This window comes from Sinomonas flava (genome assembly GCF_039531875.1).
In the GTDB taxonomy this organism is placed as follows: Bacteria; Actinomycetota; Actinomycetes; order Actinomycetales; family Micrococcaceae; genus Sinomonas; species Sinomonas flava.
The window spans coordinates 346431-365722 of the sequence record NZ_BAAAQW010000003.1; the positions used below are offsets into that span (position 1 = coordinate 346431).

A 19292-nucleotide genomic window follows, 5' to 3' on the forward strand; every position below is an offset into this window, starting at 1 on the left:
CCGGCTCGGCGCGCTCCTCAGGAGCCGCCGCCCGCTCGCCGGGCCACGAGGACGACGACGCCGAGGGCCAGCAGCGCGCCTGCCGACGCCACGGGCACCCCGAACGCCGACGCCGGGCCGCCGCTCTCGGCCAAGGCGCCCGCGAGCGCCGCTCCGAGCGCGGTCCCTGCGACGATCCCGCTGGCGAGCGCCGTCATGACCGTCCCGACCCGTCCCGCAGGGGCCACCCTGCCGCCGATCCCGAAGACGGTGACCATGATCGGGCCCACGGGCAGTCCCAGGAGAAGGAGCGTCGCCGTCATCGAGCCGAAGGTCTCCGGGACGAAGAGCAGCACCGAGAACGCGAGCATTGCGCCCGCGGCCGCGACCCACCGCATCGGCAGGCCCAGCGTGGCCGGCCACGCAGCGACGCTCAGGGCGGCGGCCGCCGAGGTCAGCCCCACCGCGGCGTAGAGCAGCCCGCCGACCTCGGCGGCCCCGCGCGCGCCCGCGAAGGCCGTCAGCCCCGCCTGGGTGCTTCCGAAGAACGTGCCCATCGCCACCATGGCGGCCACGGGCACCAGGACGAGGAGCCAGGAGCGCGCCGGGACGGGCGACGCCGCGGCGTGCGGCTGCGGGTGGGCGGCGCGGGCTGTGGGATGGAGGGCGAAGGCGGTCACAAACCCGAGCGTGAGGGCGGCCCCCACGACGAGCGGCACCCACGGGGCCACGAGTGCGGCGAGTGCTCCCACGAGGGCGGGACCGAGCACGAACGTCAGCTCGTCCGCTGTGCCCTCGTAGGACAGGGCCGCATCCAGCTCGAGCACCCGGCGCGGCCGGCCCTCGGTGAGCGCCATCCACCGCGCGCGGGCGAGCGGCCCGACCTGCGGCGTCGTGAGCCCCGCAGCGAGCGAGGCCGCCAGGACGCCCCAGGGAGCGCTCTCCCGGAGGCCGCCGTGAGGGTAGCTCGCGCCGACGAGGGCGAGCATGGCAGCGGCGTTGAGCAGGCCGGCGACGAGGACCACCCGGCGCTGCCCGCTCCTGTCGGCGAGCCAGCCGACTGCGGGCGCCCCGACGGCGGAGCCGAGACCGACGGCCCCGGCGGCAAGTCCGCCGAGCGCGTACGAGCCCGAGGCCACCGATGCGAGCGTCAGGGCACCGATGGTCAGCATGGCGAGTGGCAGCCGCGCCACCAGCGCCACCGGGATGAAGGCGGGCCCGGCCAGAGCCGGCAGGGCGGCATAGCGGGCAAGGATCGAGACACGGATCGGCATGGAGCACACCTGTTGGACGTGCGCGGCGTCCCCGCCACCCGCCGCGCCTGACCCGGTAGCCCTCACATCCTAGCGCGGGCCTACGGCCCGACGGCTGGCTCGTCAGAGCTCCTCTGCCGTGCCCACGACCGAGAGGCTCGACCCGCTCCGGCCCTTGGCGACCCGGATCTGGGCGGCGATCCGCTGCTTGAGCTCGGGGACGTGGCTCACGAGCCCGACGACGCGGCCGCCCGCCCTGAGCCCCTCGATCGAATCCATGACCTGCTCGAGAGCCTGCTCGTCGAGGCTTCCGAACCCCTCATCGACGAAGAGCGTCTCGATGTCTATGCCTCCGGCCTCCTGCTGGACGACGTCTGCGAGCCCCAAGGCGAGGGCGAGGGACGCCATGAAGGACTCCCCGCCCGAGAGGGTCGACGGGTCCCGCCGCTGCCCCGTCCACCCGTCGACGACCTCGAGCCCGAGGCCCGACGCGGCGCCGCGCGCCGCGAGCGCGTCGGTGTGCTCGAGGCTGAAGCGCCCGTCGCTCATTGCGGCCAGCCGCTCGGTGGCTGCCGCTGCCACCTGTTCGAGCCGCGCTGCCAGGACGTAGGTGTGCAGGGACATCCGCAGGGTGTTCTCGCCCTGCCCGCGGAGCGTGCGCGCGAGACCGCCGAGCATGTCGGCGCGGTCCCTGTGCCGTGCGAGGGCCGGCACGAGGTCCTCGAACGCTGCGAGGAGCCTCGCGCACCGCTCTCCCGACGCCTCGGCACGGTCAGCGGCGCGGGTCGCTGCCTCGAGGCGGGCCTCCGCCGCGGCCGCCGCAGCCCGGCGGGCCTCAAGCTGCTCGCGGGTGGCGGCGCGGCCCTCGGCCACCTCGCGGACCGCACGGTTCACCGCGGCCGAGGCGAAGAGGCCCGCGAGGTGGTCGCGTTCGGCCTCGTGCACGCGGCTGGCCTCTTCGAGCGCGCGGGCCTGCGCGGCGGGCAGCAGCGCGGCGCGCGCCGCCGCCTCGTCGGGGAAGGAGGAATCGACGAGTGCGGAGTGGAGCCGCTCGAGTGCACGGCCCCTCGCCTGCTCGGCCTGCTCACGGCGGACCAGCGAGTGCTCGAGCGCGTCGAGCGTCCTGGCCCTGGCGGCGACGTCGGCCTGCCGCGCCGCAAGCGTCGCATGGCCTCCTCGCCATTCCTGCACGTCGGCGCGGAGCCGGCGCACCTGGGCCTCGAGGAGCTCCAGCGCCTCCTCCGCGCGGGCGCGCTGGGTCCGCGCGCCGTCTAGCGCGTCCTGGGCCGCCGCGCGCCGGACGGCAAGGTCGGTGAGACGTGCTTCGGCCGTGGCGCGCGCTGCCTCGGCCTCGGCCGCAGCCTCGACCCTGCCGATGCACTCCCCCAGGACCCTTGCCGCCTTCTCGGGGTCGGTGGCCCCTCCCCTCGCGTCCACGCCCGCGAGCAGTGCGCGGGCTTCGGCGAGTGCCTCGCGGGCCCGCCGCTCATCCTCGACCGCGAGTTCGGCGGCATCGGCCGCCGACCGCTCGGCGTCGACGAGCTCGAGGGGGTCCTCGGCGCCGCGCGCGGGCGCAGGGTGGTCGGTGGACCCGCACACGGGACACGCACCGCCGTCGTCGAGCTGGGCGGCCAGCTCGGCCGCCGTGTGGTTGAGCCGCCTCTCGCGCAGTGCGAGCCATTCCTCCTTCGCGTCGAGCGCCGCGGAACGCGCACGCCCGTGCTCTGCCTCGGCGGCGCCGAGGCGCCTCGTCGCCTCCGCGTGCTCCTCGACAGCGCGCACCACCGCGCGCGCGGCCTCTTCCTCTAACCTGGCCACGGCGAGGCCGGACGCGAGAGGCTCGAGCCGGGTACGCTCGGCCCCCAGCTCGTCGAGCTCGGCCGCCAGCCGCGCGAGGGCAGCCTGCGCCCGATCTGCCTCGGCGTCCAGCCGCGATCGTTCTGTCCCGGCGTGGGCGAGGCGGACCTCGAGTCCGGCCAGCTCTCCTTCGGCGGGGACCCTCTCGGCAAGCACTGCCGCCTCGGACGCCGCAGCCGCGGCTGCGACCCGCACCGCGGCGACCGACGGGAGCGCGTTCGCCGCATAGTCGGGCGCGGACGCTGGCCCGGACCCGACGGTCCGCGACATCGAGGCCGGTCTCGTCTCCGAGCCCGCACCGGCCTCCCCCGTCCAGCCGGCGGCGTGGGCCGCCTCGAGTGCCGCGGCGCCCTCCTCGAGTGCCCGCCGCGACTCGGCGGCGGTCTCATCGGCGTCGGTGAACAGGGCCGCGAGCTGCGCTGCGGCTCGGTGGCCCGAGAGGGCCGCGAGGCGGGCCTCCTGCCCGGCGGCGTCGGCCTCCCACTCGTCCCGGCGCTGCCTCGCCACGGCGAGTTCCGCCGCGTCCTCGAGCGATCTCTCAGCCTCGCCGACCTGCCGGCGGGCGAGCTCACGGGCAGCCTTCGCCTCCTCGGCCTGGGCCGCGGCGTCCCGTCCCCGCTCCGCCAAGGCACGTCGGGCCCAGGCGAAGCGCCCCAGCGCGCTCCCGGTGTCGAGGGCAGCTCCGGCGCCGGGTGCGAATCCTGCCGAGGAGAGCCCAGGGGCTCCCCCAGGGACCGGCGTGCCGTCGGACGCCAGTCCGATGCCGGCGGCCTCAGCCTCCGCCTCCAGCTGGGAGAGGATCCCGGCGGCGTCCCGTTCGGCCGATTCGGCCGCCGAACGCGCCTGCTGCGCGCGGAGGGCGGCCTCGGATTCGACGTCCGCGAACTTCCCGGTGCCGAAGAGCTTCTCGAGCAGTTCAACCCGCTCCGAGGCCTTGGACCGCAGGAACGAGGCGAACTCGCCCTGGGGAAGCAGCACCACGCGCGTGAACTGTTCCCTGGCCATCCCCAGCACCTCGCCCAGGAGCGCCCCCGCCTCGTCGTTTCGGGCGGTGACGGCACGCCATTCTCCGTCGATGCGCTCCCTCAGGTGGGTGGAGGCCTTCTGGACCGACCATCCGCTCGACGCGCGCGCACTGGGCTTCGACCACTCCGGGGTCCGGCGGACCTCGAACCGCCGGCCCTGCGCCGTGAACTCGAGCAGGACCGAGGGCTCCGCGTCCGCTGCCGCGTGGTGGCTCTTGATCGCCTTGCTCCCGAGACGGGCCCCGGGAAGGCTGCCGTACAGGGCGAAGCACACGGCGTCGAGGACGCTCGTCTTGCCCGCGCCGGTCGGTCCATTGAGCAGGAAGATGCCCTGCGCCGCGAGCGCGTCGAAGTCGATGGCCTCCCGCTGCGCGAACGGCCCGAATGCTGTGACTTCGAGCCGGTGGATCCTCATGACGACACCTCAGCGAGCCGGACAGCCTCGAGGATCTCGTCGAGCGCGGCGGATTCCTCCTCGCTCGGGCCCCGCTGGCGGACGTGGTCGAGGAAACCGCGGCAGACGCCGAGATCGGAGGTCGCCGCGGCGAGCTTCGAGCTGTAGCTCGCCTCCGCGCGCCGCCTGCCTCCCTCCGGCTCGAACGCCAGCCCCACCGTGAGCGGGAACCGTTCGCGCAGGCGCTCCATCGCCCGCGCGGGACGCTCGGCGTCGGTCAAGGTCACGTGGCAGTACGCATCCTCGGCATGGCCGTGCTCGGTGCCTGAGAGCAGGTCGTCGAGGGCGCCGCGCAGCACCGCCAGACGATGCCTGGTGGGCCAGCCCACCGGTTCCACGGCCTCTATCCCGGCCGGCCCGACGTCGAGCATCCAGCCACCCTTGGCCTGCCTGGCCTCGGAGAAGGAGTAGGCCAGCGGCGAACCGGAGTACCGGATGGAGGGCGAGAGCTCCTGCCGCCCGTGCAGGTGGCCCAGGGCAACGTAGTCGAAGCCGTCGAACGCGGCGAGCGGCACGACGTCGAGCCCGCCGACGGAGAGGGCCCGCTCGCTGTCCGAGGCAGTCCCGCCTCCGGCGAAGGTGTGCGCCATGACGACGGAGTGGACCGTGCCGGCGGCACGCCGTTCGGCGAGATCGGCACGGACGAGGGCGAGCGCGGCCTCGGTCACCGACCCGTGCGTGGGCGATGCGACGCCGAGGGACTCGGCGACGAGGCGCGGCTCGAGGTACGGGAGGGCGTAGACCGCGACCCGGGCGCCGCCCGCGACCGGGAGCACGACCGGGGAGCCGATCTGCGCGACCCGGGTCCGCAGGTGCACGCCGCCCCGCTCGAGCAGGCTCGCGGCGAAGCCCAGACGCACCGCGGAATCATGGTTTCCGCTGCTGATGACCACCTGCGCGCCGGCCTCGGTGAGCCGCACGAGCGTGCGGTCGAGGAGGTCCACGACGTCGACCGCCGGCAGGGCGCGGTCGTAGACGTCGCCCGCGACGAGCACCGCTTCGACGCGCTCCTGGACGACGGTCGCCACGAGGCCGTCGAGCCACTCTGCCTGCGCCGCGAGCATGCCGACCCCGTGGAACGATCGGCCCAGATGCCAGTCCGAGGTGTGCAGGATCTTCATGGACGGGACGCTATCGGGTGGCTCCGACATTTCTCGACGCGCCCCGCCCTGCACGCGTGGGCCGGGCACGGAAGCGCGCGCGTGCCCACGGCCGTCAGCGGTTCTTGTCGAAGAAGTCCCGCGCGTCGTCGTCCGGCGAGGACGCGCCCTCGGCCGGCGAGGCCGTGCCCGAACCGGAAGCATGGGGGGCCGCCTCCGCCGTCGCCGACCCGGCCGGGACATCCTCGGCGCTGCGGGCAGCGGTGGGCGCGTCGGCTGCCTCGAGGCCAGGTTCCGCCTCGGCCTCCGCCTCGGCGGCCTCCGTGTCGGCGGCCTCCGTGTCGGCGATCGCTGCGCCGGCCACTGCCGGATTCTCCGCGCGCGTGGCCCGGGCGGTGGCGTCGTCGAGCGCCCCCGCCGTGGCGCCGTGGAGGTCCTCGGAGGACCCGAAGCCGCGGAAGATGAGACCGGTGAGGGCGGCGCCGAGGATGGGGGCTGCCCAGAAGATCCAGAGCTGGCCGATCGCCGAGGCATCGGCGAAGATGACCGTGGCGGTCGACCGGGCAGGGTTGAGCGAGGCGTTGGTGATCGGGGCGAGCGCCTGGATGAGGATCGCTAGGCCGAAGCCGATGGCCCAGGGGGCCATGCCCTTGGCTGCGCGCCTGCTCGTCGCGAAGAGGACGATCGCGACGAACACGGCTGAGGCCGTGACCTCCGCGAGCAGGCCCGCCGCGAGCGGGAACGCGTTGGGCGAGTGGTCGTCGACGCCGTTGGACAGCTGCGTGAAGATCGTCGAAACGTTGGTCAGGTTCGGCAGGGTGCGCACGAGGACCCACAGGACGAGGGAGCCCAGGGCTCCGCCGACGAGCTGCGCGGCGATGTAGCCGGGGACCAGCCGCCAGTTGGTGCGTCCCGCGACGGCGAGGCCGACCGTCACAGCGGGATTGAAGTGGCCGCCGGAGATGTGGCCGACCGCGGCGATGCCGACGGCGACGCTGAGGCCGAACGCGAGCGAGGTGGGCAGCGGGGCTGCGGACGGGTTGCCGAACAGGGCAACGCCGAGCGCGCCGAAGATCAGGAGGAACGTGCCGAAGGCCTCGGCGACGAGCTTCGCCACGGCGCCGTACTCGGCCGGAGCCTTGGCAGCCGCAGGGGTGGCCACGCTGGTGGTCATGGAGGAGTCCTCTTTCGTGGGGTTCGGGTTCAGTCTCACAGGGCACGGTCCGGACCGGGCCCGCGCGGGCCCGAAGTGAAGGTTACCGCTCGATGATGACCACAGCGATGGTGGCCCCCGCCAGCATGACGGCTCCCGCCGTCGCCCAGCGCAGGACGGAGGCGGGCGGCGCCGTGGTTCCGTGATGGAGCTCACGCGAGCGGGCGTGCGCGCACAGCGCGAGGACGGCGGTGGAGACGGCGGCGGCGGCAACGCACACGCCGAGCCCGACCGCATGCGCGGAACTGCCCTCGCCCGCCCTCCCAAGCGCGAGGAACCACGCCCGCACCACCAGGACGTCGAGGACCATCAGGGCAAGGAGGGTCCGGCGCCAGGCGAGGGCGGTGCGCTCGGGCTGCAGGCCCGGGTCCCGCGCCTCTCCCCCGGCCTGGGGGGCCGCGGGAACGCTCACCGGCGCATCAGGACGAGGACCGCGAACACGAAGGCGGCGATGGCCACGACGATGGTCATGCCCAGCATGACGCGCGAGAAGGGCAGCTCGCGTCCGTGCCGCATGGCCTGCTCCGCGAGCGACCACCGGCGGTACGCGTTGACGGCCAGGGCCGCCCCGACTCCGGCGAGGGCGACGGAGAGCACGCCGCGCACGATCGCCGGTGCGATGTTCGGCGTGAGCTGGTCCAGGGCCACCGCACCGGCGAGGAGCGCGAGGGAGGTGCGCAGCCACGCGAGGAAGGTGCGCTCGTTCGCGAGCGAGAACCGGTAGTCGGGCGTCGAGCCCGTCTTCCGCCACGCTGGTTCCCGCATGTCGCCTCCTGGATGTCCTCCCACTCCCGGCGCCGGCCGGCTCCCGTGAAGGATACCGTCCGCCGGACGCCGACGGCTGACGGGACGGCCAGCCGGTAGATTGGGCGGCATGAGCGCCCCCTCTGCGTTGTCCCGCATCCACGGGTGCCTCGTCGGCGCCGTCGTCGGCGAGGCTTCGGCCCTCGCCGGCCTCGCCGGGGCTCACGGCCGCGGCACCGGCCTCGAGCCCGGGCCCGGCCCTCTCGGCCTGGGGCCCGCCGGGCAGCTGACCCTGTTCACCGCCGACGGCCTCCTCGAGGCGATCGAGTGGGCAAACGACGGAGTGCACGCGGACGAGGCGGCGTGCGTCTGGCTCGCGTCGCTCAGGTGGGTGTCCGGCCAGGGCATTCCGCTGTCGCCGTCGGCCCCAGCCGCCCAGCCGAGGTGGCTCGACTCGCAGGAGGGTGTCCGCGTGCCCGCCGCCGCCCAGCCCGCGTGGGTCGTCTCGCTCGCGGGGGGCGAGATGGGCAGCACGGCGCGTCCGCTCGGTCTCGAGTTCGACGACGCCGGCGCCGCGGCGCATGCGGCTCCCTTCGGCCTCGTCCCCCATATCCCGGCCGCCGGGGTGCTCAAGATGAGCGCCGAGGGGGCGGCGCTCACCCATGGGGCCCCGGTCGCGGTGCAGACCGCGGTCGCGGTGGCCTCGTTCACCCACTTCCTCTCGCTCGGAGCGGACGCACTCACGGCCCTCGGGTCCGCCCGCGCCCAGGTGGCCAGCCTCCGCTCTCCCGACGCCAAGGTCCTCGGGGCGCTCGACGCCGCGGTCCGCGAAGGCGTCGCGGGCGACGCCGCAACCGCGCACGACGGCGACGCCTCAGTCGCGCTGCGGGGCGCCGCGGCCGCCGTGCTCGCCGCCGAGAGCGCCGTCCAGTCCGGAGACCGCCACGATGCCGCGTTCGCCACGGGTGTCAGCCTTGCTGCCGCCGCCGGGAGCGACGCGGCAGCCATCGCCGGGGCACTGTTGGGCACGCTGTGGGGGCGGGACTCGGTGACGGACGCGTGGTCGTCGAGGACCGCGGGGGTCGCAGCCGCCGATGGGCTCGCGGACCGGTTCGCGCGCCTCACAGGCGCCTAGAACCGCCCAGCGGGGCGGCTCGGGCTGCTGCCGCGCCCGGTCGCGCTACCTGGAGCGGCGCTGCGCGATGTCGCTGCAGGCCTCGCAGACCGAGGCGGGGACCAGCCCAGCGAGCTGCAGACGGCCGAAGATCCAGCACCCGAGGCAGAATCCGGCGAATGCCTCGAGGGACGCGGCGACGATGAGGACTTCGAGCGCGATCCATGCGCCGGCGGGCAGGCCGGCGGCAGCGAAGACCACTGCAGTGCTCGAGACCACGGCTCCGATGCCCTGCGCGAAGCGCTTGGGCGGTCCGGCGACGAGCTTGGCAGCCCCCAGCCGCGGGGCAATGACGTGCACGGCGAGCCGGCCGGCTGGCGAGTAGCGGGGGCCGCCGGCCACCCGGAGCCAGAATCCGAGCGCTATGGCCCACAGCGGCCACGTCGCGCCCGTCGCGAGCCCGAGCACCAGGGCCATCGTGCTGAGGCAGACCACAATGGCGGCAGTCGAACGCGCGGCGTACTCGTTGACCGGGTTCGGGAACGCGAACGCGCGGCTGAGGACTCCGGGCCTGTGCGACGGCGCCTGGACGAAGAGGGCTGGCTCCGGCCCGGCGAACAGCGTGTCGACGGATTCGGCGCGCGAGGGTGCAGGGCCTTGGGTCATGCCCACCATGCTAGGAACTGCAGCGGCAGGGTCCGAAGCAGTGTTGCGCCGCGTGACGCCCCGAACCGGAACGCCGGGCCTCAGGCGCTCTGTGCTGGCCAGCGGCCTCCCAGCATCTGCAGGAACTCGCCTTCGGAGAGCACCTCGACGCGCTGCCCCTTGGCGCGCAGCTCGAGTGCCCGCCGGGCCTTCGTGGTCACGCGCCCGACCGTCAGGTCCGTCGCCGTGAAGCCGTCGCCCACCACGAGGATCGTCGTGGCCCGCGTGACCGAGCTCGCCGGCTGGGCGCCGAGCTCGGCGGACCGCGACTTCGCCTCGGCCCGCGTCATCCCGAGGGCCCCCGTGAAGACGATCCGGTGGCCGTAGAGCGGGTGGCTCGGATCAGCGCCCTCGTTGGCAGGCGGGTTCGCCCCCTCCTGCGGCCACGGCACCCAGGCGCGGCCCGCGCCACGGGGACCACTCGCCGTCGTGCGTAGCCGTCCCGACCGGCCCGGTGCGCTGCCCCCGCCGAGAGCCCGCGCCGTCGCGGCCGAGACCTCGTCGACGCCCGGGACGAATGCGGGCTGCCGCGGGAGCGAGAGCCCCAGCGTGGCGTACAGCCCGTCGATGTCGGTGGCGCCGTGCCGCGCGGCGATGTCGACCAGGATCCCGGCGCACGCAGCCGCGTCCTCACTCGCGTCGTGGTGCCGTTCGAGCGGGACGCCTGCCGCCTGCGCCGCGAACGGGAGCGAATGGGAGGGGAGGTCGTAGGTGCGGCGGGAGAGGATCACCGTGCACGCGTAGTCGTAGGCCGGGGCACCCATCCCGCTGACCTCGAGGGCCGAGCGGATGACGCCGAGGTCGAACGCCGCGTTGTGCGCCACGAGGACGTCGTCTCCGATGAAGCCGCCCACCTCGGGGAAGAGCTCGGCGAACCGGGGCGCCTGCTCCACGTCCTGCGGGCGTATGCCGTGGATCGCGACGTTGCGCGGGTCGAAGCGGTCGTGCCCGGCGGGCGGCCGCATGAGCCAGTGGGCGCGTTCGACGGCGCGTCCCCCGCGGACCTTGACGAGTCCCACCGAGCAGGGGGAGCCCCGGAAGCCGTTGGCCGTCTCGAAGTCGATCGCGGTGAAGTCCAGGGCCACGCCGAGAAGCCTAGCCGCAGCGGGCAGAGCGTCCCGCCATCGCCACGCGGGGCCGGTGCCCTTCGCGCTGGCCCGGTACCCTTGAAGAGTGATTCCCTCCGCGCTGACCTCCCTTGCCGCTGCCCCTGAGGCGTTCCACAGCCTTGCTGTGCAGACCCTGGCCGTCCAGCCGAAGACGGCCTCGTTCCTGCCCGACTGGCTCAACCCCGACGTCTTCCTCAGGGACTCCCCGCTGGGCCCGTGGGTCGTGCTGCTCGTGTGCGGGATCGTCTTCGCGGAGACCGGCCTCCTCGTCGGGTTCTTCCTGCCGGGCGACTCCATGCTCTTCACCGCGGGCCTGCTGGTTGCGACCGGAGCCATCCAGTTCAACCTCTGGGCCATGGCGGGCCTCATCATCGTCGCGGCCGTCATCGGCAACCAGTGCGGGTACCTCATCGGCTCCAAGGCCGGCCCGGCCATCTTCAACCGCCCCGACTCGAGGCTGTTCAAGCGCGAGAACGTCGAGAAGGCCCATGCGTTCTTCGAGAAGCACGGCGGCAAGGCACTCGTCCTCGCGCGGTTCGTGCCCATCATCCGCACCTTCGTGCCCGTGATCGTCGGTGTCGCCGGGATGAACCGGGCCAAGTTCTTCCTCTACAACGTCATCGGCGCGGTGCTCTGGGGCGGCGGCGTGACGCTCCTGGGCGCGTGGCTCGGCCAGTACGAGTGGGTCGGGAAGAACATCGACGTGATCTTCATCGCCATCGTCCTGGTCTCGGTCCTGCCGATCGTCATCGAGTTCGTGCGCGGGCTCTCGGCCAAGAAGCAGTCCGAGCACTTCGGCACCGACGTGGTCGAGGAGTTCATCGAGGAGCACGAGCCCGTCGAGGAGCGCAAGACCAACCCCGACTGGAAGTAGCCCGGAGGGCCCTGGGTCAGCGGCTCAGGGCCTCCACTATCGCCGGCAGGAGCGCGCGGAAGGCGTGGCCACGATGGCTGATCGCGTTCTTCTCCTCGCCCGTGAGCTCGGCGACGCTGACCTGCAGCCCCTGCGGCTGCAGGATCGGGTCGTAGCCGAATCCGCCGTCGCCGCGGGGCTCGCGCAGGAGCGATCCGGGCATCTCTCCCAGCCGGACGGTCTCGCGCCGGGCCCCGTCAGGTCCCGGCACGGCGAGCGCGGCGGCGCAGACGAACGCGGCCTGCCGATGCTCGTCCTTCACGTCCTGGAGCTGGGCCAGAAGGAGCTCCAGGTTCGCCCGGTCGTCCCCATGGCGTCCGGCCCAGCGGGCCGAGAAGATGCCGGGGGCACCCCCGAGGACCTCCACGGAGAGGCCGGAGTCGTCGGCGATCGCCGGCAGGCCGGTGGCCTCGGCGACGGCGCGGGCCTTCTTGAGCGCGTTCTCCTCGAATGTCACCCCGTCCTCGACGACGTCCGGCCCGCCCACGGCTCCCGCATCGACGACCTGGCTGTCGACGTCGAGCCCCGGCACCTGGCCGCGCAGCAGTTCCCTCAGCTCGCGCAGCTTGCCTTGGTTGTGCGTCGCCAGCACGAGGCGCGGCCCGCTGCCTGCCTCGCTCACCGGAGCGCCTCGGCGAGGGTCTCGCGTTGGATGTCGGCGAGCTGCGCCGTCCCCAGGAGGGCGAGGTCGAGGAGGCTGTCGAGCTCGTCGCGGTCGAACGGGGCTCCCTCCGCCGTGCCCTGGACCTCGACGAACTTGCCGGAGCCGGTCACGACCACGTTCATGTCGGTCTCCGCTCGCACGTCCTCGACGTAGGGCAGGTCCAGCATCGGCACGCCGTCGATGATGCCGACCGACACTGCCGAGACGGTGTCCACGAGCGGATCCGCTCCGCGCTCGACGAGGCCCTTCTCCTTGGCCCACCGGATCGCCTCGGCGAGCGCCACGAAGGCGCCGGTGATGGCCGCGGTGCGGGTCCCGCCGTCGGCCTGCAGAACGTCGCAGTCGAGCACGATCGTGTTCTCCCCGAGCGCCTGCGTGTCGATGATGGAGCGGAGGGAGCGCCCGATGAGGCGCGAGATCTCGTGGGTGCGTCCGCCGATCCTGCCCTTGACGGACTCGCGGTCGGAGCGGGTGTTGGTGGCGCGGGGGAGCATCGCGTACTCGGCGGTGACCCACCCGCGGCCCTCGCCCTTGAGCCACCGCGGAACGCCCTCGGTGAACGACGCCGTGCACAGGACGCGCGTGTTGCCGAACTCGATCAGCGCCGAGCCCTCCGCCTGCTTGGACCATCCGCGCGTGATCGAGATGGGCCTCAGCTGGTCGGGGGCGCGCCCGTCGGCGCGCACAACAGTAGGGGAATCAGCGGTGCTCGGGGTCATGCGTCCAGCTTATAGACTCAGCGGCATGGCCGACGATATGCGCCCCGTGACCCTGCCCAATGGCACCGCCGTGCCGGCACTCGGACAGGGGACCTGGTATCTGGGCGACTCCGTCTCGAGCCGCGATGAGGAGATCAAGGCGCTCCGCACGGGCATCGACGCCGGCATGACGCTCATCGACACCGCGGAGATGTACGGCGACGGCCGGGCGGAGGAGCTCGTGGGAGAGGCCATCGCGGGCCGGCGCGATGAGGTCTTCCTCGTGAGCAAGGTCCTGCCGTGGAACGCGACCCGGCGCGGGACGTCGGCTGCGCTCGAGGCGAGCCTCACGCGACTCGGCACGGACTACCTTGACCTGTACCTCTACCACTGGCGCGGAAGCGCGCCCCTCGCGGAGACGGTCGCGGCGCTGTCCGCGCTCCAGACCGAGGGCAAGATCCGGGCTTGGGGCGTGAGCAATTTCGGGCCCGACGACCTCGCCGAGCTCGAGGGGCTCCCTGAGGCGGCCGGCCCCTCCGGCCTGCAGACCGACCAGATCCTGTACAACCTCACGCGCCGCGGAATCGAGGCGGACCTCCTCCCCCGGCTTCAGAGCTCGGGCATCCCGGCCATGGCCTACTCCCCGATCGAGCAGTCGCGGCTCCTCGGGCACGCAGCTCTCGCCGCGATCGCCAGGCGGCGGGGTGTGAGTGAGGCGGCTGTCGCCCTCGCATGGGTCCTCCGCCTTCCCGGCGTCATCGCGATCCCCAAGGCGTCGAAGGCAGAACATGTCCTGGCCAACCGCGCCGCCCTCGAGCTGACGCTGGATCCCGACGAGCTCGCAGCGCTTGACGCCGCGTTCCCGGCACCCCTCCACCCCGTTCCCCTCGAAGTGCTCTAGGCTCCGGGCGCTGGTGACGTTGGGCCCTGTCGGCCCCGATGGCCGCTGGCCTATCGTGGGCTCCGACGGGGCACACCGTCGGAGGCGCTCGAGCTCTGGAGGGGCTGCGATGGACGTCGATCTCGGCAAGGGCGCGGGCGCCGGCGACGGCATGCACCCGGGAGGGGACGCGGCGCTGCGGATGCGCGCCCTCGAATCGCTCAAGAAGAAGGCGGACTTCCGCACGCACCTGCTGATGTACGTGCTCGTCAACGGACTGCTCGTCCTCATCTGGGCCATGACGGGAGCCTCGTTCTTCTGGCCGGCCTTCCCGATGGGCGGCTGGGCCATCGGCCTCATCGCCCATGCGTGGGAAGTCTACTGGACGCGGACGCCGACCGAGGCGCAGGTTGCGCGGGAGATGAACAGGCTCCGCGGCGCCCGATGAGTGGCCGGTGGGCTCAGACGATGTAGTGCACGCCCGCGACGGCGACCGCGATCGGCCCGTCGTAGGCCTCCTGTGCCTCGGCGACTGAACGGTTCGCGTCGTTCCACACCGGAAGGTGCGTCAGTAGCAGGCGCTTCGCGGCGGCGTCGTGCGCCGCCTGGCCGGCACGCAGCCCGGTGAGGTGCACGCCGTCGATCGCGTCGTCGCGGCCCTCGTGGTACGCGGCCTCGCACAGGAACAGGTCGGCGCCCTGTGCCGCCTCCACAAGCTCCGGGCAGGAGTCCGTGTCCCCCGAGTAGGCCAGGATGCTGCGCCTGACGGTCCCGTCCACGCCGGGCTCTGAGGCCTCGACGCGGATTGCATACGGCTCCGCGATCGGGTGCCGCACGGGGAAGGCCTGGAAGGTGAACGGCCCGAGCTCGATCTTCTCGCCCGCGCTCCAGCGGTGGAACTCGAAGTCCTCGTCGAGATCCGCCGGCGGCTCCATGTCGAGCGCCGTGACGATGCGCTTGGGCGTCTCCGCCGGGCCCCACACGCGCACACGGCCAGCCGTCCAGCCGTCCGGATCCCAGTGCACCGCCACGTGCAGGCCAGTGAGGTCCATGCAGTGGTCCGGGTGGAGATGGCTCAGGAGCACGCCGTCGATGTCGGAGAGGTGGATGTATCGCTGAAGCACGCCGAGCGCCCCCGAGCCGAGATCGAGGAGGACGCGCCAGTCCCGCTCGCCGTCGTTGGCGGTCAGCAGGTAGCAGGATGCCGGGGAACTCGGACCCGGGAAGGAGCCCGAGCAGCCGACGATGGTGAGCTTCACGGTGCCATCCTGCCCTCATCGATCGCAGCGAAGTGGGAGATCCGGGCCGACCCGCCGCGGGACCGGGCCTCTGCGAGCATCTCCGGGGTGATCTGCGCCAGGCTCGCTGTCGGGTACCTCGCGGAGACGTGGTCCGCGTGCTGCACCCCCTGTACCTCGGGGCCCAGGAAGCGCCGCGCCAGGACCTCGAACTGCGCCGGGTCGCCCGTCGCGACGAAGCGGTGCACGGGAGGCGTGGACGCCGTCCGCTCGAGCCCGTGGGTCACGAGCGCGCGGTAGACGTCCTTCGCGGTCTCCTCCGCGCTCGAGACGAGGGTCACCCCGTCCCCCATTACATACGAGATCACGCCCGTCAGGAGCGGGTAGTGCGTGCACCCGAGCACGAGCGTGTCCACCTCGGCAGCCTTGAGCGGGGCGAGGTACTCCTCCGCCACGGCCAGGAGCTCCGGGCCCGTGGTGACACCGGCCTCGACAAACTGGACGAACTCAGGGCAGGCTGCCGAGGTGATCTGCAGCTCCGGCGCGGCCGCGAAGGTGTCCTCGTAGGCCCGCGAGCCGACGGTCGCGCTCGTGCCGATCACGCCGACCCGTCCGTTCCGGGTCGCGACGACAGCCCTGCGCACGGCGGGCTGGATGACCTCGATCACGGGGATGCCGTAGCGGGCCGTGTACCGCTCGCGGGCGTCGCGCAGGACGGCGGCGGACGCCGAGTTGCAGGCGATGGTGAGGGCCTTGACGCCGGAGTCGACGAGCTCGTCCATGACCCCGAGCGCGAACGCGCGGACCTCTGCGATGGGGAGCGGGCCGTAGGGGCCGTGGGCGGTGTCCCCGACGTACACGACCGACTCGTTCGGCAGCTGGTCGATCACCGCGCGGGCCACCGTGAGGCCGCCGACCCCGGAGTCGAAGATGCCGATGGGCCGCTCGGAGGGTGCCAGCTCAGCCATTCGCGCCCCCGTTCAGGCGCACCCGGTGCGCATCGAGCATGGCCTCCACGAGTGTGGTCTGCAGCCACGTGATGAAGTTGTAGACGAGCGCGAGGTACTTCTCGACGTCGTCCGCGTCCGCCCAGTCCGTGATCCCGTGGATCCGCTCGGCATCCTCCTCGCTGCGGATCCCCAGCCGCTCGGCGAGGACGAGCCGGACATCGTTGAGCGCCGTGGACCAGTGCCGTGACGCGGCGTCGTCGAGCAGCACGTGCCCCGACTCGAGGCCCATCGCCGCCGCCCGCAGCGCTCCCACCTTGCTCTCCCTCAGCGAGCGTTCGGTGAGGCGGCGGAACTCGAGGGAGGACTCGGCGTCGTCCTTGACCGCGTTCGGGAGGAGGCGCAGAAGCGCCGGATCCTCCGGCTCTGCGGCGTTGGGGGTCAGTCCCACGAGGGCCTCGAGCGGATCGGCGTCTGCCGGGCCGACCTCGAGCATGCCGATGACGTCGTTGAACAGGCCCCGCAGGAGCTCGCGCTCCGCGTCCTCGAACCGGGCAGCGATCCCGCGGCGCCCATAGGTGAACGGTTCAGCCATCCTGCCCGGACCTTTCGACCGTGGCCCACAGGCCGAAGGTGTGCATCGCCACGGCGTGCTGCTCGACCGATTCCTTCGATCCCTGCGCCACGATCGAGCGGCCCTCGGTGTGCACCTGCATCATGAGGGCCTCCGCCTTGGACTCCGAGAACCCGAAGTAGGTCTGGAAGACGTAGCTGACATAGCTCATGAGGTTGACCGGGTCATTCCACACGACGAGGTTCCACGGCGTCAGCCGGGAGGCGTCCTCCCTCTCCTGGGTCTGCCCGGCGACCTCCTGGGAGGGCTCGGTGGCCACGCTGATGCTCATGGGCTCCATTCTAGGCAGGCCCGATAGAGTGGCTCCGTGACCGAAACGAGCCCTTGGGACCAGCCCCGCACCTCGCTGTTCACGGACCACTACGAGCTCACCATGCTCCAGGCCTCGCTCCATTCCGGGGCCGCACACCGGCAGTGCGTGTTCGAGGCCTTCGCCCGGAGGCTTCCCGACGGACGCCGCTACGGCGTGGTCGGGGGCACCGGGAGGCTCCTCGAGGGCATCACGAAGTTCCGCTTCACGGACGAGGAGCTGTCTTTCCTCGAGCGCACGCGCGTGGTCAACGCCGAGACGCTCGACTTCCTGGCCGGATACCGGTTCTCCGGCAACGTGTTCGGCTACGCCGAGGGCGAGGCGTACTTCCCCAACTCCCCCATCCTCATCGTCGAGTCCACCTTCGCCGAGGCGTGCATCCTCGAGACGTACATCCTGTCCGTCCTCAACCACGACTCCGCGATCGCCTCCGCCGCCTCGCGCATGACGACCGCGGCGAACGGCCGGCCCTGCATCGAGATGGGCTCGCGGCGCACGCACGACGAGTCGGCGGTCGCTGCGGCGCGCGCCGCCGTCATCGCGGGCTTCTCCAGCACGTCCAACCTCGCGGCGGGCCTCCGCTACGGCATCCCCACGGTCGGCACCGCGGCGCACTCCTTCACCCTCCTGCATGACACGGAGCGCGAGGCATTCGAGGCGCAGGTCGCCTCCATGGGGCCGGGAACCTCGCTGCTCGTGGACACGTACGACGTCGAGCGGGCCGTGCGCACCGCTGTGGAGATCGCGGGCGACAAGCTCGGCGCCGTGCGGCTCGACTCCGGGGACCTCATCGACCAGGCCCACTGGGTGCGGCAGCTTCTGGACGAACTCGGCAACGAGAACACGCGCATCATGGTCACCTCGGACCTCGACGAGTACGCCATCGCTGCCCTCCAGTCAGCGCCGGTCGACGCCTACGGCGTCGGGACCGCGCTCGTGACCGGCTCCGGGGCGCCGACAGCGTCCATGGTCTACAAGCTTGTGGCGCACACAGACGACTCGGGTGAGTTCGTCTCGGTCGCGAAGGCCGCCAAGAACAAGGCGAGCGTAGGCGGGCGGAAGTACGCGCTGCGCAGGCTCGACGAGCGCGGCGTCGCGTCGCACGAGGTCGTCGGGGTCGGGCGGCGTCCGGTCGACGACGGCAACGACCGCTCGCTCCTGCAGCACTTCATCGTCGATGGCGAGCTCAAGCCCGGCTGGATCGGGGCGGAGGGAGTCACGAAGGCGCGGGAGCGACACGCGGCCTCGCTCGCCGAGCTGCCGGCCTCGGTGCACCGGATGCACCGCGGTGAGCCAGCGATCCCGACGGTCTACGAAGAGCACTGAGCCCGGGCGCGGGTCGAGCGGCGGGGGTAAGGCGGCGGGGGTTAGGCGGCGGGGGTTAGGCGGCGGGGGTTAGGCGGCGGTACCTCTCCAGCGCCGTCCCTTCCCGTTCCGTCTGAGGGTCACCTCCTGAAGGTCACGTCCTGAAGGTCACGTCCTGATCCGGGGTGCTGCACGTCATGCAGCCGCAGCTGCCAGATGCCCGCGGATCTCGCGTATGACGGCGCGGAAGCCGTCCCTCAGGTCCTCCAGCCGAACGAGAAGGACTGTCCAGCCTGCATCGCGGAATGCCCGGTCCCGTCGAGCATCCCGAAGCCTCTGGGCCTCATCGTCATGGTGCGCACCCTCGTATTGGATCACCAGCTTGATGCGGGGGTACCCCATGTCACCGGACGGCGAGTATGGGTCCAGCGGGACCAGTGAGATCTGGAGCTCTGGCTCCGGCAGACCGGCCGCGGCAATCGCCTGGCGGAGGAGTGACTCGGGTACCGAATCGGCTCCGACGCGCATGTGCTCGAGCGCGGCTCTCGCCAATCCAACGCCTTTCATCCACACGTGGGCGTCCAGGAGCTCCCTCAGTTCGGATGTGGTGGCCAGTGGCTTCTCACGGCCTTTCTCCAGTCCGGACCTCGGACGCCTGATGAGCTGGTCGCCAAGGGCGATCCGGAACTCTTCTCCGAGCTCCACGGCGAGGTCCAGCCAGGTGCGTGCGGGGGTAGTCATGAGCAGCCCGTCGACGTGATGGAGTTCGCCGGGCCGGATCCGCACCCGATGGCCCGCAACCCCCTTCCTGCGAGCGCGCGGGAGGTGAGTGGGCTTGCTCAAGTGGATCTGCGCATGGTCGTCCACCCAGGGCGGGAGGAACAGGTCCTGGAGAGCGGCCGCTGTCCGGTGCGAGACCCACGCGTCCGCCGTCGCAGCCAGATGCACTTCGGCCCGCTCCCGAAGGGTTACATCTCGCCCAGCCGGACCGTAGATGCCCCTGCTCCAGCGTTCGAGGTCGTGTGCTCGCAGCCTGCTCACGGAAACCCCCGCCTGTCTGGCGGCAACGAAGGTGAAGGCGCGATCGTGGAGGTCCGCCGGAAGGTCATCTCGTGCAGTCATGGACCCATAATGTTCGACGCCGCGTCGA

At 72.6% G+C, this 19292-nt stretch carries 20 protein-coding genes; 5 read left to right on the plus strand and 15 right to left on the minus strand.

The genetic code is table 11. The annotated features are described in order from the left end of the window. Positions 1-17: 17 nt before the first annotated feature. The 6 genes from ABD298_RS04315 to ABD298_RS04340 form a co-directional block, all read right to left on the minus strand. The gene (locus ABD298_RS04315; RefSeq protein WP_344298424.1) at positions 18-1253 is read right to left on the minus strand and encodes an MFS transporter; all 1236 of its coding nucleotides are present in this window, start codon (positions 1251-1253) and stop codon (positions 18-20) included. Positions 1254-1355: 102 nt separating this feature from the next. After that, positions 1356-4529: an AAA family ATPase gene (locus ABD298_RS04320; protein WP_344298425.1), complete on the minus strand. Its 3174-nt coding sequence runs from the start codon at positions 4527-4529 to the stop codon at positions 1356-1358. Then, on the minus strand, positions 4526-5689 hold the full coding sequence (locus ABD298_RS04325) for an exonuclease SbcCD subunit D (RefSeq protein ID WP_344298426.1): 1164 nt from the start codon (positions 5687-5689) through the stop codon (positions 4526-4528). The genes ABD298_RS04320 and ABD298_RS04325 overlap by 4 nt, the downstream gene beginning before the upstream one ends. A 94-nt stretch (positions 5690-5783) precedes the next feature. After that, positions 5784-6842 carry an aquaporin gene (locus ABD298_RS04330; RefSeq protein WP_344298427.1) on the minus strand — a complete coding sequence of 353 codons (1059 nt, stop codon included), beginning with the start codon at positions 6840-6842 and terminating at the stop codon, positions 5784-5786. 82 nt (positions 6843-6924) lie between these two features. Then, positions 6925-7293, minus strand: coding sequence for a DUF202 domain-containing protein (locus ABD298_RS04335; protein WP_344298428.1), 369 nt, complete (start codon positions 7291-7293; stop codon positions 6925-6927). Then, on the minus strand, positions 7290-7646 hold the full coding sequence (locus ABD298_RS04340) for a YidH family protein (protein ID WP_208709129.1): 357 nt from the start codon (positions 7644-7646) through the stop codon (positions 7290-7292). Before ABD298_RS04340 ends, ABD298_RS04335 begins: the two co-directional genes overlap by 4 nt. A gap of 109 nt (positions 7647-7755) precedes the next feature. On the opposite strand from ABD298_RS04340, the gene ABD298_RS04345 reads away from it, so the two are divergent. Then, positions 7756-8760 carry an ADP-ribosylglycohydrolase family protein gene (locus tag ABD298_RS04345; RefSeq protein WP_344298429.1) on the plus strand — a complete coding sequence of 335 codons (1005 nt, stop codon included), beginning with the start codon at positions 7756-7758 and terminating at the stop codon, positions 8758-8760. A gap of 45 nt (positions 8761-8805) precedes the next feature. Here ABD298_RS04345 and ABD298_RS04350 read toward each other — a convergent pair whose 3' ends face one another. Together ABD298_RS04350 and ABD298_RS04355 are read right to left on the minus strand one after the other, a co-directional pair. Next, complete coding sequence (locus ABD298_RS04350) at positions 8806-9405, minus strand: DUF4395 domain-containing protein (RefSeq protein ID WP_344298430.1); 600 nt, start codon at positions 9403-9405, stop codon at positions 8806-8808. A gap of 80 nt (positions 9406-9485) precedes the next feature. After that, a complete protein-coding gene (locus ABD298_RS04355; protein WP_344298431.1) occupies positions 9486-10529 on the minus strand; it encodes an exonuclease domain-containing protein in 1044 nt (347 codons plus the stop codon). Positions 10530-10617: 88 nt separating this feature from the next. Between ABD298_RS04355 and ABD298_RS04360 the strand changes: the two genes are divergently transcribed. Further along, positions 10618-11427, plus strand: a complete 810-nt coding sequence (locus ABD298_RS04360) for a DedA family protein (RefSeq protein ID WP_425564304.1) — start codon at positions 10618-10620, stop codon at positions 11425-11427. 16 nt (positions 11428-11443) lie between these two features. On the opposite strand, the gene rdgB is transcribed toward ABD298_RS04360, so the two are convergent. Continuing rightward, positions 11444-12088 (minus strand): RdgB/HAM1 family non-canonical purine NTP pyrophosphatase, encoded by a 645-nt coding sequence (gene rdgB / locus ABD298_RS04365; RefSeq protein ID WP_344298432.1) that lies wholly within the window; start codon positions 12086-12088, stop codon positions 11444-11446. Next, positions 12085-12849, minus strand: coding sequence for a ribonuclease PH (rph, locus tag ABD298_RS04370; RefSeq protein WP_344298433.1), 765 nt, complete (start codon positions 12847-12849; stop codon positions 12085-12087). The genes rdgB and rph overlap by 4 nt, the downstream gene beginning before the upstream one ends. A 25-nt stretch (positions 12850-12874) precedes the next feature. Here rph and ABD298_RS04375 point away from each other — a divergent pair, with 25 nt between their 5' ends. Together ABD298_RS04375 and ABD298_RS04380 are read left to right on the plus strand one after the other, a co-directional pair. After that, positions 12875-13729: an aldo/keto reductase gene (locus ABD298_RS04375; protein WP_344298434.1), complete on the plus strand. Its 855-nt coding sequence runs from the start codon at positions 12875-12877 to the stop codon at positions 13727-13729. A gap of 109 nt (positions 13730-13838) precedes the next feature. Next, entirely contained in the window at positions 13839-14156 is a 318-nt protein-coding gene (locus ABD298_RS04380) for a 2TM domain-containing protein (protein ID WP_344298435.1), read from the plus strand. Positions 14157-14169: 13 nt separating this feature from the next. Here ABD298_RS04380 and ABD298_RS04385 read toward each other — a convergent pair whose 3' ends face one another. Genes ABD298_RS04385 through clpS form a run of 4 tightly spaced genes read right to left on the minus strand, consistent with a single transcriptional unit; the run spans position 14170 to position 16798 of the window. After that, positions 14170-14967 carry an MBL fold metallo-hydrolase gene (locus ABD298_RS04385; RefSeq protein WP_344298436.1) on the minus strand — a complete coding sequence of 266 codons (798 nt, stop codon included), beginning with the start codon at positions 14965-14967 and terminating at the stop codon, positions 14170-14172. Beyond that, positions 14964-15914 carry a glutamate racemase gene (gene murI, locus ABD298_RS04390; protein ID WP_344298437.1) on the minus strand — a complete coding sequence of 317 codons (951 nt, stop codon included), beginning with the start codon at positions 15912-15914 and terminating at the stop codon, positions 14964-14966. The genes ABD298_RS04385 and murI overlap by 4 nt, the downstream gene beginning before the upstream one ends. After that, positions 15907-16488 carry a DUF2017 domain-containing protein gene (locus tag ABD298_RS04395; protein ID WP_344298438.1) on the minus strand — a complete coding sequence of 194 codons (582 nt, stop codon included), beginning with the start codon at positions 16486-16488 and terminating at the stop codon, positions 15907-15909. The genes murI and ABD298_RS04395 overlap by 8 nt, the downstream gene beginning before the upstream one ends. Then, positions 16481-16798, minus strand: coding sequence for an ATP-dependent Clp protease adapter ClpS (gene clpS, locus ABD298_RS04400; RefSeq protein WP_255405223.1), 318 nt, complete (start codon positions 16796-16798; stop codon positions 16481-16483). Before clpS ends, ABD298_RS04395 begins: the two co-directional genes overlap by 8 nt. 36 nt (positions 16799-16834) lie before the next feature. Here clpS and ABD298_RS04405 point away from each other — a divergent pair, with 36 nt between their 5' ends. Beyond that, positions 16835-18163 (plus strand): nicotinate phosphoribosyltransferase, encoded by a 1329-nt coding sequence (locus tag ABD298_RS04405; RefSeq protein ID WP_344298439.1) that lies wholly within the window; start codon positions 16835-16837, stop codon positions 18161-18163. Between the two features lie 174 nt (positions 18164-18337). Here ABD298_RS04405 and ABD298_RS04410 read toward each other — a convergent pair whose 3' ends face one another. After that, the gene (locus ABD298_RS04410; RefSeq protein ID WP_344298440.1) at positions 18338-19264 is read right to left on the minus strand and encodes a DUF559 domain-containing protein; all 927 of its coding nucleotides are present in this window, start codon (positions 19262-19264) and stop codon (positions 18338-18340) included. Between the last annotated feature and the right edge of the window lie 28 nt (positions 19265-19292).

What these genes read in the sequence shown, in the direction of transcription:
- ABD298_RS04315 (WP_344298424.1), bottom strand. Translation starts at nt 1,253, where the DNA reads ATGCCGATCCGTGTCTCGATCCTTGCCCGCTATGCCGCCCTGCCGGCT.
- ABD298_RS04320 (WP_344298425.1), bottom strand. Translation starts at nt 4,529, where the DNA reads ATGAGGATCCACCGGCTCGAAGTCACAGCATTCGGGCCGTTCGCGCAG.
- ABD298_RS04325 (WP_344298426.1), bottom strand. Translation starts at nt 5,689, where the DNA reads ATGAAGATCCTGCACACCTCGGACTGGCATCTGGGCCGATCGTTCCAC.
- ABD298_RS04330 (WP_344298427.1), bottom strand. Translation starts at nt 6,842, where the DNA reads ATGACCACCAGCGTGGCCACCCCTGCGGCTGCCAAGGCTCCGGCCGAG.
- ABD298_RS04340 (WP_208709129.1), bottom strand. Translation starts at nt 7,646, where the DNA reads ATGCGGGAACCAGCGTGGCGGAAGACGGGCTCGACGCCCGACTACCGG.
- ABD298_RS04345 (WP_344298429.1), top strand. Translation starts at nt 7,756, where the DNA reads ATGAGCGCCCCCTCTGCGTTGTCCCGCATCCACGGGTGCCTCGTCGGC.
- ABD298_RS04350 (WP_344298430.1), bottom strand. Translation starts at nt 9,405, where the DNA reads ATGACCCAAGGCCCTGCACCCTCGCGCGCCGAATCCGTCGACACGCTG.
- rph (WP_344298433.1), bottom strand. Translation starts at nt 12,849, where the DNA reads ATGACCCCGAGCACCGCTGATTCCCCTACTGTTGTGCGCGCCGACGGG.
- ABD298_RS04375 (WP_344298434.1), top strand. Translation starts at nt 12,875, where the DNA reads ATGGCCGACGATATGCGCCCCGTGACCCTGCCCAATGGCACCGCCGTG.
- ABD298_RS04380 (WP_344298435.1), top strand. Translation starts at nt 13,839, where the DNA reads ATGGACGTCGATCTCGGCAAGGGCGCGGGCGCCGGCGACGGCATGCAC.
- murI (WP_344298437.1), bottom strand. Translation starts at nt 15,914, where the DNA reads ATGGCTGAGCTGGCACCCTCCGAGCGGCCCATCGGCATCTTCGACTCC.
- ABD298_RS04395 (WP_344298438.1), bottom strand. Translation starts at nt 16,488, where the DNA reads ATGGCTGAACCGTTCACCTATGGGCGCCGCGGGATCGCTGCCCGGTTC.
- clpS (WP_255405223.1), bottom strand. Translation starts at nt 16,798, where the DNA reads ATGAGCATCAGCGTGGCCACCGAGCCCTCCCAGGAGGTCGCCGGGCAG.
- ABD298_RS04410 (WP_344298440.1), bottom strand. Translation starts at nt 19,264, where the DNA reads ATGACTGCACGAGATGACCTTCCGGCGGACCTCCACGATCGCGCCTTC.